Here is a 12,391-nt window from a genome sequence, read left to right on the forward strand (position 1 = left end):
CGACCGGAACCGGACAAGGGGCGCAATGACATGGATTGGCTGGCGACGATGCGCATCTACGTCAGGGTTGTCGAGCGCGGCACGATGTCCGGCGCGGCGCGCGATCTCGACATGGGCCAGCCGGCCGTCAGCGAGCGCATCGAACGGCTCGAAAGGCAGCTCGGCACCCGGCTCCTGATGCGCAGCGCACGCACCCTCGCGTGCACGGAAGAAGGCCGGATCTTCTACGAACGCAGCAAAGAGCTGCTCGAAGCGGCGGACGACGCGATCGCGTCGGTCGCGAAGACGGAAAACGCGCTCGACGGCACGATCCGGATCGCGGCGCCGCAATGCTTCGGCGAGGTCGTGCTGCCGGCCGTGCTGATGCAGGTTCGCACGACGTATCCGGGCTTGCGCATCGACCTGGTGCTGAACGACGACATCGTCGATCCGGTCACGGAAGGCGTCGACCTCTCGATCCGCGTCGGCCAGCTCGGCGACGGCGGGTACGTCGCGCATCCGGTCGGCACGGTCGGCCGCCTGCTCGTCGCCGCGCCGTCCTACCTCGAACGGCACGGCCCGATCGCCACGAAGGACGATCTCGCGAGCCATCCGTTCATCCGCGTGAAAGGGATCTTCGCCAGCGAACGGCTGCCGCTGCAGCGCGACGGCGACACGCTCGAATACGCGCGCATCCGCACCGTCATGACGACGAGCCACTGGCGCCCGATGTTCGACACGATCGCGGCCGGCGGCGGCATCGGCGTGGTCCAGCACCCCGCCTGCGCCGCCGCGCTCGCGGCCGGCACGCTCGTCGCGCTTCTGCCGCGATACGCGGTACCCGATTTCGCGCTCAACGTGCTCGTGCATGCGCAGCGGCCGCTGCCGCCGCGCGTGCGCGCCGTCGTCGACCTGCTGAAGCAGGCGATCCCGCCGCTGCTGGCGCGTCCCGCCCGATAACGGCGGCCGTCGCGGCCGGCGTCACGCCTGCAGCGACTTCCCCGGCTCCTTCACGTGCGCGTCGACTTCCATCTGGTAGAAGCGCGCGCTGACGAAGCCGAACAGCGTCCAGCCCGCGAACACGCACAGGCCGCCGAGCATCAGCGCCTGCTCGCCCGAGCTGAACAGCGCGTAGAAGCTGTACGCGGTGGCGGCCATCGCGATCGCGTTCGTCAATAGCGCCTTCGCCGGCGGCACCTTCGCGACCTTCTGGATCGTGATCAGCGCCGCCATCGACATCACGTAAGGCACCAGGTTCGTGACGACCGCGAGATCGACGATCTTCTGGAACTGGCTGCTCAGTTCCGGGCTGATCGTCATCAGCGCCAGCGCGACCTGCGCGACGAGCAGGATCAGCATCCCGACGATCGGCGTACCCGTGCGCGTCGCCCGCGCGAATACCGGCAGGAAATAGCCGACGTCCGCCGAGCTCTTGAACACCTGCGCGACCGTGAACTGCCAGCCGAGCAGCGAGCCGATGCACGCGATCACCATCAGCGCGGTGACGATCGTGCCGACCGTCGGCGTGAACATCGTCGCGAACGCGATGCCGAACGGCGCGTTCGACTTCGCCAGGATCGCGTTGGGCACGATCCCCGCGATCACGTTGGTCGACACGATGTAGAAGATCGCCGACGCGATCGTGCCGCCGAGCACGGCGATCGGCACGTTGCGCTCCGGATTCTCGACCGCGTCCGAGTTCGCGCACGCCGATTCGAGCCCGAGGAACGCCCACAGCGTCACCGCGATCGAGCTGCCGACAGCCGGCCCGAACGCCATGTCGTGCGGATTCCACGCGGCGCCCCAGGTCGCGCCGCTGAACCAGAACCAGCCGACCAGCGACACGACGACGACCGGGATGATCACGCCCCACACCGTCACCGCGCCGATCCGGCCGGTGATGCGCGAACCGCCGAAGTTCGCGACCGTCGTGAGCACCAGCAGGAAGATGGTCCACAGGCCCGTCTGCAGCGGCGACAGCGTCGCGTCGAACAGCACGGTGCCGTAGCCGACGGCCGTGACGCCGATCGCGACGTTGGCGATCACGAGCGACAGCCCGTACGTGTAGTTCGCCATGTAGTTGCCGGCCTTGCCGAACGCGTATTCCGCATAGCCGCCCATGCCGCCCGGCTTGCGGCTCAGCATCCCGCAGCGCGCGAACGCGTAGGCCAGCGCGAGCGAGCCGCCGGCCGTGACGATCCACGACAGCAGCGAGATCGTGCCGACCTGCGCGAGCTTCGACGGCAGCAGGATGATGCCGGAGCCCATCATGTTGACCGCCGTGAGGATGGTCAGTTGCCAGACGTTCATCCGGTTCTTCGGCGCGGCCGCCGTGGCCCCGCCGGACATGCGCGCTGCGTTTTCCATGATGTCGATTCCTCGAGGTAGGGCCGCCGCGCGGCCGGTCGCAGGTACGCCGGTATGCCCGCCCGGATGCTCAGGCCGTCAGGCAGTACACGCGGTACGTGCCGTCTTCCACTTCCACGCCGTGCGTGTCGTGCGCGAAGCCCGGGAAACGCCGGTCGTACGCTTCGAGCGCCTTCAGGTAGCCGAGCACCGCGCCGTCGGCCGGCCCTGCGTTCTCGCCCGGCATCAGCAGCGGAATGCCCGGCGGATACGGCACGACGCCGGTGGCGACCGTGCGTCCGGCCAGCGCCTCGAGCGTGACCTGCTCGACGCGGCCCTGCACCAGATGCTCGTAGGCGCGCACCGGGCTCATCTCCGGCTTCGGCAGGATCGAGAACGCCTCCGACATCAGCCGCGTCGTGCCGAGCTGCTCCATCGCCGCGAACATCGTGTCGGCGAGATCCTTCAGCCCCATGCCCGCGTAGCGCGAACCATGCGCCTTCGCGAGCGACGGAATCGCCAGGTCGAGCGGCAGGTTCGCGTCGTAGTCGCGCTTGAAGTCGCACAGCGCGCTGACGAGCGAGCCCCACTTGCCTTTCGTGATGCCGATCGAGAACAGGAACAGGATCGTGAAATCGGTGGTCTTCTCGACGACGATCCCGCGCGCATCGAGATACGCGGTCACGACGCTCGCCGGAATGCCGACCGGCATCAGCCCGCCGGCGGGCGCGACGCCCGGCGTGACGATCGACACCTTGATCGGATCGAGCATGCAGTAGCCGTCCTCGATATTGCCGAAGCCGTGCCATTGCGCGCCGGGGCGCAGCACCCAGCACGCCGGGTCGCTCGCGAGCAGCTCGGGCGGCGCGTCGTGGAACGGCAGCGTGCGGCCCGTGCGCGCCTCGAGCACGGTGTCGGGCTGCCAGCATTCGAAGAACCAGTCGCCCTTCGCGGCGAACTCGCCGTTCATCCGCGCGATCATCTGCCGGAACGCGACGGCCTCCTCGATCGACTCGTGCGTGAGCGCCGCGCCGCCGGGGCCGTCCATCATCGCGGCCGCGACGTCGTTCGACGCGATGATCGCGTAGTTCGGCGACGTCGACGCGTGCATCATGAACGTTTCGTTAAACTGACCATGCGGAATCGGGTTGCGGCCGTCGCGCACGTGGATGTACGAGGCCTGCGACAACGCCGTCAGCAGCTTGTGCGTCGACTGCGTCGCGAACACCGTCGGGCGGTCGGCATGATGGTCGCGCGGGTCGCCGTGCATCGCATGGCGGTCGCGGTAGAGCGGATTGAAGCGGGCGTAGCCGTACCACGCTTCGTCGAAATGCAGCCGGTCGACGCTCGCGCCGAGCAGCGCCTCGACCCGCGCGACGTTGTAGCACAGGCCGTCGTAGGTCGAGTTGGTGACGATCGCGTGCTTCGGCTGCCGATCGGCGAGCCCGGCCGCGAGCGGGTTCGAGGCGATCGCCTCGCGGATCGCCGTCTGCGTGAGGCGCTCGGACGCGATCGGCCCGATGATCCCGTAGCGGTTGCGCGTCGGCACGAGATAGGTCGGAATCGCGCCCGACATCGTCATCGCATGCTCGGCCGACTTGTGGCAGTTGCGGTCGCACAGTGCGATCTGGTCGCGGCTCACGCTCGCCATCAGGATGATGCGGTTCGACGTCGACGAGCCGTTCGTCACGTGATACGTGCGGTGCGCGCCGAACACGCGCGCCGCGTAGCGCTCGCTTTCGCCGATCGGGCCCGAGTGGTCGAGCAGCGAGCCGAGTTCGCCGACCGAGATCGACAGGTCGGAGCGGAACAGCGATTCGCCGAAATACTCGAAGAACGCGCGGCCGACCGGCGATTTCAGGAAGCCCGTGCCGCCCGTATGGCCGGGCGTATGCCACGAGTATTCGTACACGCGCGAGAATTTCGCGAGCGCGCCGAACATCGGCGGCAGCACGGTCGCGCGATAGCGTTCGATCGCCGCATGAATGCGCCCGCCGATGAAGTCGGCCGTATCCTCGAGCAGCCACACGAAATCGTCGACCTGGCCCATCACCGCGGACGGCACCGACGACGCGACGCTGCGGTCGGCCAGCAGGAAGATCGGCACGTTGGCGTTGCGATGCCGGATCGCATCCACCACGGATTCGGACGGCCCATGGCCGTCCACGCCGAGATCCCAGTCGAGCAGCACGCACTGGATCGACGGATCGGAGCGGACCAGCATGATCGCATCGTCGGCCGTCGTCGCGGTGACGACATCGATGTCGCGCTGCACGAGCTCCGCGCTCAGCGTGCGGACCGCGCGCCCGGTCGCCGTTTCCTGCGCGATCTCGTCGTCGACCAGCAGCGCGCGCATGCCGAGACGACGAATGCCACCGACGGACGTATTCATGTGTTGCCCTCGCTGTTCCGATGCTGCGTTGGGGTGGGCGTCTCGCGAGCGCGCGGACAGCAGGCCACGGGCGGCGTGAAACGCTCGACAATCCGGTTTGATTAGCCATCCGATTCGGAGCCGACTATGCCATAGTTGCCTTTATATGAAAAGCAGACGATTCGGCTAAAGCATCGGCCGATTTCAAATCGGCTTTCACGCGCGGTTCATTTTCATGTGCATTGCAACACGTGAATTCTTAATCGGCCGATCACGCGCATTCCGCCATCGCACACGCCGTTTCCGGTCGATTGAATTCAGCGGATTTTGTTGCTACGATCGGCTGCGCCGCGTGCCGGCCGGCGGCCTGCACCACGCCGCACCAGGGTGTGTCGTGCGGTGCGCGATCCGGCATTCCGCATTCGCGGGAGCATTTCAATCGGTTGCGGTGCGCATCGGATGCGCGCCGCCGCGAATGCGGCTCCCGTTTCCGCACATTTACCGGAGAATTCGCGTGAGCCTGTTGAAAATCGCAGTCGAGCCGGCGCTGAATGGCGCCTTCCTCACCACGCACGAACAGGTCGACGTATTCCAGACCGATTTCACGAATATCGCGGCCGTCGTCGTCGGAATCGAATCGGCGCAACAGGTGCTGAAAACCGTCGAGCGGACCGGGTTCGCGATTCCGTTCTTCGTCGCGGTCGAGCCCGACCAGGAAGTGCCGCCGTCGGTGCTGCCGCGCGCGAGCGGCGTGATCCAGCTGCGGCACGGCGGCCGCCATTACCACGGCCGGCAGATTTCCGCCGCCGCCGACATCTACAGCGAGAACCTGCTGCCGCCGTTCTTCAAGGTCATGCGCGAATACGTGCAGCGCGGCTACGTCGAATTCGACTGCCCCGGCCACCAGGGCGGCCAGTTCTTCTCGAATCATCCGCTCGGCCGGATGTTCTTCGACTTCTTCGGCGAGACGATCTTTCGCGCCGACCTCTGCAACGCCGACGTCCGCCTCGGCGACCTGCTGATCCACGAAGGCCCCGCGCTGGAAGCGCAGCGCAATGCCGCGCGGATCTACAACGCGGACAAGACCTACTTCGTGCTGAACGGCACGTCCACGTCGAACAAGGTCGTCACGAGCGCGCTGCTCGCGCCCGACGATCTCGTGCTGTTCGACCGCAACAACCACAAGTCGGTGCACCTCGGTGCGCTGGTGCTGTCCGGCGCGCGGCCGGTGTACCTCGAAACCGCGCGCAACGCGTGGGGCCTCATCGGCGGCGTCGACGACGCGGCGCTCGGCGAAGCGCGCATTCGCGACGCGATCCGCGACGTCGCGCCCGAGCGCGCCGGCCTGCCGCGCCCGTTCCGGCTCGCGGTGATCCAGCTCGGCACCTACGACGGCACGATCTACAACGCGCGCGAGATCGTCGACCGGATCGGGCACCTGTGCGACTACATCCTGTTCGATTCGGCGTGGGTCGGCTACGAGCAGTTCATCCCGATGATGCAGGATTGCTCGCCGCTGATGCTGACGCTCGGCCCCGACGATCCCGGCATCATCGTCACGCAGTCGGTGCACAAGCAGCAGGCGGGCTTCTCGCAGACCTCGCAGATCCACAAGAAGGACGGCCACCTCGAAGGCCAGAAGCGCTTCTGCGATCACCGCCGCTTCAACAACGCGTACATGATCCATGCGTCGACGAGCCCGTTCTACCCGATGTTCGCGGCGCTCGACGTCAACGCGCAGATGCACGCCGGCCCGGCCGGCAAGCGCCTGTGGCGCGACTGCGTCGCGCACGGCGTCGAGGCGCGCAAGCTGCTGCTGAAGACCTGCCGCCAGATCCGCCCGTTCGTTCCGCAACACGTCGACGGCCGCCCGTGGGCCGACTACCCGACCGAGCAGATCGTCGACGACCTGCGCTTCTTCCGCTTCCATCCGGCCGATAGCTGGCACGGCTTCGAGGGCTATGCGGACGACCAGTACTTCGTCGATCCGTGCAAGCTGCTGCTGACGACGCCCGGCATCGATCGCGACACGCACGAATACGCGCCGTTCGGCGCCCCCGCGCCGATCCTCGCGCGCTACCTGCGCGAGCACGGCGTCGTGCCCGAGAAGGCCGACCTGTACACGATCCTGTTCCTGCTCACGCCGTCGGAAAGCTTCGGCAAGCTGCAGCATCTGGTCGCGCACCTCGCGCAGTTCGAACGCCATCTCGACCAGGACACGCCGCTGCGCGACGCGATTCCGTCGCTGTGCGAAGCGTATCCGGAGCTGTACGGCGCCATGCGCCTGCGGCAGCTGTGCCAGCGGATGCACGATTTCTACCGCAGCCACGACATGAAGCACCTGCAGAAGCAGATGTTCCGGCGGGCGCAGTTCCCGAAGCAGGCGATGCTGCCGCAGGCCGCGAACGCGGAGCTGATCCGCAACAACGTCGAGCTGGTTGCGCTCGATCGCATCGAAGGCCGGATCGCCACCGAGGGCGCGCTGCCCTATCCGCCCGGCATCTTCTGCGTGGTGCCCGGCGAAGTATGGGGCGGCCCGGCGCTCGACTACTTCCGCGCCCTCGAGGCCGGCATCAACGCGCTGCCGGGCTTCGAACCGGAAATCCAGGGCGTCTACCTGCAGACGCGGCCGGACGGCACCAGGCAGGCCTCGGCCTACGTGGTGGCCGCCGGCGCCGACGCATCGCGCGCGTAGCCCGGACGGGCGGCCGGCGCGGCATGAATCGCGGCAGGCGTGGCGCTCGCCCGCCGCGTCACCACGCCTGCCGGTAGATCGCCAGCGCGTCCGCTTCCGTCACCTCGCGCGGATTGTTGACGAGCAGGCGCGTCTGCAGCATTGCATCCGATGCCATCCGGGGCAGGTCGCCTGCGCCGATGCCGACCTCGCGCAGCGTGCGCGGGATGCCCGTCGCGACAATCAGCCGGTCGATCTCGGCGATCAGCGCATCCGTGCGCGCCGCGTCGCTGCCCGACGCCGCGGGCGCGACGATCGCCGCGAGTTCCGCGTAGCGCGGCGCGGCCGCCGGCGCGTTGAAGCGCAGCACGTGCGGCAGCACGAGCGCATTCGACAGCCCGTGCGGCACGTGGAAGATCCCGCCGACCGGATAGGCCAGCGCATGCACGGCCGCGACCGGCGCATTCGCGAAGGCCTGCCCCGCGAACATCGCGCCGACCAGCATCGCCTCGCGCGCCTGCCGGTTGCCACCGTCGTCGCACGCGGCGAGCAGGTTGCGCGACAGCAACGTCAGCGCCTGCACGGCCAGCATGTCGGACACCGGATTCTTCAGCCGCGCGGACGTATAGGCCTCGATCGCGTGCACCATCGCGTCGATGCCCGTGGCGGCCGTCGCCGCGCGCGGCAGGCCGAGCGTGAGTTCGGCGTCGAGGATCGCGACATCCGCGAACAGGTGCGGCGACACGACGCCCATCTTGCGCGCCTCGCCGACCGTGACGATCGACACGGCCGTGACCTCGGAACCCGTGCCGGCCGTCGTCGGCATCTGCACGAGCGGCAGCCGCGCGACCGCGACCTTGTCGACGCCGTACATGTCGGCCAGCGCCTGCCGCCCCGGCGCGAGCACCGCGATCAACTTCGCGACGTCCATCGACGAACCGCCGCCCAGGCCGAGCACGAGCTCGGCATCGGCCGCGACGGCGCGTCCGGTCGCCTCGAGCACCACGTGTTCGGGCGGATCGGCGATCACGTCGTCGAGCACCGTGACCTGCCAGCCGTGCGCGGCGAGGCTCTCCAGCGCCGGCGCGAGCACGCCGCTGCGATGCAGGAACGCGTCGGTGACGACGCACAGCCGCACGAGCGCCGGAAAGCGTTCGCGCAGCAATGCGCCGAGCCGCCGCGCGGCGCCGAATTCGACGATCTGGGTCGGAACGGTACGGAATTGAAACGGGTTCATCGGGTGCCTCCCGGTAGCGTCGCCGTGCCGGTGTCCCGCTGCACCATGTAGCGAGACACGTCGCGGCGATTTAGCAGCGGAATGATCGCCCCGATCGCGCCCCGCTGGAAATGCGGCGTTTCCCGATGCGCGCCGCCGGCTACCAGGGCACCGTCCTGCCCAGATAGTCGAGATAGTCGAGCCCGGGACGCCCGCGCTTCGCGATCAGCACGTTCACGAGGCTCGGCACGCTTTCCGCGATCGTCAGGCGCGCGTCCGGCCCGCCCAGTTCCGTGCGGACCCAGCCGGGCGCCATCAGCGCCATCGCGCGCGGCGTACCCGCGTGGCGCGCCGCGAAGCTGCGCATGAACTGGTTCAGCGCGGCCTTGCTGCCGCGATAGACCTCGCGCATCCCGTTCACGTTGTTCGACACGCTGCCCTGCCCCGACGACATCGCGCCGATCAACCCGTCCGGCGCGACCAGATCCTGCAGCGTCTCGATCGCGCGCATCGGCGCGAGCGCGTTCGTGATCATCACGCGCACGAACTCGTCGGTCGTCACTTCGCCGATCGTTTCGCCCGGGTCGTTGGTCGTCCCCGCATTCACGAACAGCATGTCGAAGCGCCGGCCCGACAGACGCGCTCGCAACGCGGCCAGCTGCACCGGCTCGCAGATGTCGAGCGTCTCGATCCCGAGCCGGCCGTCGTACCGGTCCGCCAGGTCGTGCAGCTGCGTGCGCCCCGCGCCTTCGCGCACGGTGCCCGTGACGTTCCAGCCGTGACCCAGGAACGCCTCCGCCATCGCCAGCCCGAGGCCGCGCGACGCCGCGACAAGCAGGATCGAGGGGGCTGGATGGTTCGATTCGGTCGATTGCATGGTTCGCACCTTTGCGGAAATTCATCGTGCGGCCACTATAGGGCCGCACGACAGCAGGCGCCAGACGCACCGGATTCAAGTCATCGTTGCACCGAACGCCATGCCATACGACGCGATGGCGTATCCTGTCCGCATGGAAGACATCGACCTGAACCTCGTCACCGCGCTCGACGCGCTGCTGTCGGAAAGCAGCGTGACCAGCGCCGCGCGCCGGCTCGGCCTGAGCACATCCGCGATGAGCCGCACGCTCACGCGGCTGCGGCTCGCCACCGGCGACGCATTGCTCGTGCGGGCCGGCCGCAGGCTCGTGCCGACGCCGCATGCGGCCGCGCTGCGCGACCGCGTGCATGCGGTCGCGAGCGACGCGCGCGCCGTGCTCCGGCCCGCAACGGCCGACGTGGACATGGCGACGCTCGCGTCCACGTTCACCATTCGCGCGGCGCCGTCGTTCATGGAAATGCTGTCCGGCCCGGTGGTCGCCGCGGTCGGCGAAGTCGCGCCGCTCGTGCGCCTCCGCTTCGTACCGAAGCTCGGCCGCGATCCGCAGGCGCTGCGCGACGGCACGGTCGACCTGGAAATCGGCAAGCGCGGCGACGACGCGCCCGAGCTGCACACGCGCATGCTCTTTCACGACTGGCACGTCGCGGTCGCGCGCGCCGGGCATCCGCTGTTCGCCGCGGCAAGGATCACGCCCGCCCGCTACGCGGCCTGCCGTCACGTCATCGCGTCGCAGCTCGGCGATTTCGGCGGCCCGGCCGACGCGCCGGCCGACCGCCCCGGCCCGGGCCTGGCCGTCCGCGTCGTCGTGCCCGGCTACCCCGATGCGATGCGCGTCGCGGCCAGCACCGACCTGATCGCGCTCGTGCCGCGCTCGAGCCTCGGCAACGCGTGCTCGCCGGGGCTCGTCGCCGCGCTCGGGCTGCGCAGCTTCGAGATCCCGGAGCGCCTGCCCGCGATCCTGGTCTCCGCGCTCTGGCATCCCCGCATGCACGGCGACCCCGTGCACCGCCGGCTGCGCGACGCGGTCATTGCCGTCTGCCAGCGCGCCTATCCGGATTCCCGCGCACCGGCGCGGCGCGGCGGCGCGCGCTCGCCCGACTGACGCCGCCCGGTTCAGGCCAGGCGGCCGCCGCCGTCGATGTGCAGGATCTCGGCGTTCATGAAGCCGTTGCCGAGCAGGAACGCGATCGCCTCCCCCACTTCGGCGGCACGCCCGACACGGCCGCCGGGCAGTGCCGCCGCCGCGCCCGCGAGAATCGAGTCGCGCGCTTCGCGGCCGAACGCGTCGTACAGCGGCGTCTCGACGAAGCCGGGCGCGACGACGTTGACGCGAATCGGCTTCAGTTCGAGCGCGAGCGACTGCGCGAGCGCCTCGACGCCGCGCACGGCGGCGGCCAGGACGGACGTGCCGTGCGCGGCCGGACGATCCGACAATTGCCCGCCGGTCAGCACGATCGAACCGCTCGCCGGCATCAGCGGCAACGCGGCACGGATCGCGTAGACCGGCCCGGCGATGCGCTCCTGCAGCGCGGCGAGCAGGTGATCGGGATCGGTCTCGGCCAGCTTGCCGGCGATGAAGCGGCCGGCCGTGACGACCAGGTGATCGACGCGCGTCATCGCGTCGAACACGGCCTGCACCGCGTGCCGGTCCGCGATGTCGGCCACCGCGATGCTTGCGCCGCCGATCGCTTGCGCGGCGGATTCGAGCTTCTCGCGGGTCCGGCCGACCAGCGTGACGCCGGCGCCTTTCGCCTTCGCGGCGGCCGCGGCCGCGAGACCGATGCCGGAACTCCCGCCCACCACCACCACGTGTGCGCCGTCCAGCGCCGAAGATTGCGTTGCCTCGTTCATGTCGACTCCTCAGGGTTGAAGGTTCGCGAACGTTAGGTCATTCTCCTTTGCGCCGGAACGTGGGAGACTTGCATAGGGTTCATGCCACCAAGGAATAAGATGGATTCGCTGCGCTCCATGCGCGTGTTCGTCCGCGCCATCGAGCTGGGCAATTTCTCGGCGGTCGCGCGCGAGGAAGGCACCGGGCAGCCGACGATCAGCAAGATCGTCGCCGCGTTCGAACGGCAACTCGGCGTTCGCCTGCTCGAGCGCTCGACCACGAGCCTCGCGCCCACCGACGAAGGCCGCCGGTTCTACGATCGCTGCAAGCGCGTGCTCGACGAATATGCGAGCGCGGTGGCCGAGGTGCGCGGGCAAACGGTGCGGCCGGTCGGCAAGCTGGTCGTCAATGCGCCGCTGGGGCTCGGCGAGTTGCGGCTGAACGCGCTCGTGCTCGAATTTCTCGCCGCGTGGCCGGAGATCGAAGTCGAGCTTCAGTTGACCGACCGCGTGATCGACCTGGTCGAGGAAGGCGTCGACGTCGCCATCCGCCTCGGCCACCAGTTGCCGCCGGACGTCGTGGCGCGCCAGGTCGCCTCGTCGCCGCGCCTGCTGGTCGCCACGCCGGGATACGTGTCGCAGGCGCCGAAGCTGCGCCGGCCCGAAGATCTGGCGCGGCACCGGTATGTCGGCTATGCGCGCGCCGACATCGCCAGCGAGCTGACCTTCGCGCGGCGCGACGAACAGGTCGCCGTGCCGGTCCACGGCCGGTACCGCGTGAACAGCTCGATGGCGCTGCGGGAATGCTTCCTGGCCGGGAACGCGGTGGGCAGCGCGCCGGCGTGGCTCGTCCAGGACCTGATCGACGGCGGGCAACTCGTCCGGTTGCTGCCGGCGTGGGACATGGTGCCGCCGCATGTGCTGCACCTCGTCTATGCATCGCGCCGGTACCTGCCGCTCAGGACCCGCACGTTCCTGCAGTTCATGGAGCGGCGGATTCCCGGTTTGCCGGGGTTCGACGCCACCCCCGGGCCTGCCGCGCCCATATCGCGGCAGGCCCGCTGAGCGGCGGCCGCGGCGGTCGCCGCTCAGCGGGCC

9 protein-coding genes and 1 pseudogene are annotated in these 12,391 nt (G+C 69.1%); 4 read left to right on the top strand and 6 right to left on the bottom strand.

The features are described from left to right. Positions 1-30 precede the first annotated feature (30 nt). Entirely contained in the window at positions 31-939 is a 909-nt protein-coding gene (locus tag GQ57_RS33840) for a LysR family transcriptional regulator (RefSeq protein WP_031401407.1), read from the top strand. A gap of 21 nt (positions 940-960) precedes the next feature. Here the strand turns inward: GQ57_RS33840 and potE are convergent, their stop codons facing one another. Both potE and GQ57_RS33850 read right to left on the bottom strand, forming a co-directional pair. Further along, positions 961-2,346 carry a putrescine-ornithine antiporter gene (gene potE / locus GQ57_RS33845; protein WP_031401408.1) on the bottom strand — a complete coding sequence of 462 codons (1,386 nt, stop codon included), beginning with the start codon at positions 2,344-2,346 and terminating at the stop codon, positions 961-963. Between the two features lie 70 nt (positions 2,347-2,416). Beyond that, entirely contained in the window at positions 2,417-4,717 is a 2,301-nt protein-coding gene (locus GQ57_RS33850) for an Orn/Lys/Arg decarboxylase N-terminal domain-containing protein (protein ID WP_031401409.1), read from the bottom strand. A gap of 493 nt (positions 4,718-5,210) precedes the next feature. Here GQ57_RS33850 and GQ57_RS33855 point away from each other — a divergent pair, with 493 nt between their 5' ends. Beyond that, positions 5,211-7,391, top strand: a complete 2,181-nt coding sequence (locus GQ57_RS33855; RefSeq protein WP_031401410.1) for an ornithine decarboxylase — start codon at positions 5,211-5,213, stop codon at positions 7,389-7,391. Positions 7,392-7,449: 58 nt separating this feature from the next. Here GQ57_RS33855 and GQ57_RS33860 read toward each other — a convergent pair whose 3' ends face one another. The 3 genes and pseudogenes from GQ57_RS33860 to GQ57_RS33865 form a co-directional block, all read right to left on the bottom strand. Beyond that, entirely contained in the window at positions 7,450-8,607 is a 1,158-nt protein-coding gene (locus GQ57_RS33860) for an iron-containing alcohol dehydrogenase (protein ID WP_031401411.1), read from the bottom strand. After that, positions 8,604-8,735: pseudogene (locus tag GQ57_RS44320) on the bottom strand (putative quinol monooxygenase); the annotation flags it as partial. The gene GQ57_RS33860 and the pseudogene GQ57_RS44320, both read right to left, overlap by 4 nt. An 11-nt stretch (positions 8,736-8,746) precedes the next feature. Further along, the gene (locus tag GQ57_RS33865) at positions 8,747-9,463 is read right to left on the bottom strand and encodes an SDR family oxidoreductase (RefSeq protein WP_031401412.1); all 717 of its coding nucleotides are present in this window, start codon (positions 9,461-9,463) and stop codon (positions 8,747-8,749) included. Positions 9,464-9,596: 133 nt separating this feature from the next. Here GQ57_RS33865 and GQ57_RS33870 point away from each other — a divergent pair, with 133 nt between their 5' ends. Beyond that, positions 9,597-10,565: a LysR substrate-binding domain-containing protein gene (locus tag GQ57_RS33870; RefSeq protein ID WP_034200148.1), complete on the top strand. Its 969-nt coding sequence runs from the start codon at positions 9,597-9,599 to the stop codon at positions 10,563-10,565. A gap of 11 nt (positions 10,566-10,576) precedes the next feature. Here the strand turns inward: GQ57_RS33870 and GQ57_RS33875 are convergent, their stop codons facing one another. Continuing rightward, on the bottom strand, positions 10,577-11,314 hold the full coding sequence (locus GQ57_RS33875; RefSeq protein WP_031401414.1) for an SDR family oxidoreductase: 738 nt from the start codon (positions 11,312-11,314) through the stop codon (positions 10,577-10,579). A 99-nt stretch (positions 11,315-11,413) separates the two neighbouring features. On the opposite strand from GQ57_RS33875, the gene GQ57_RS33880 reads away from it, so the two are divergent. Next, the gene (locus tag GQ57_RS33880; protein ID WP_034200147.1) at positions 11,414-12,358 is read left to right on the top strand and encodes a LysR family transcriptional regulator; all 945 of its coding nucleotides are present in this window, start codon (positions 11,414-11,416) and stop codon (positions 12,356-12,358) included. The last annotated feature ends 33 nt before the right edge of the window (positions 12,359-12,391 follow it).

Source organism: Burkholderia sp. MSh2, assembly GCF_000731655.1.
GTDB lineage: Bacteria > Pseudomonadota > Gammaproteobacteria > Burkholderiales > Burkholderiaceae > Burkholderia > Burkholderia paludis.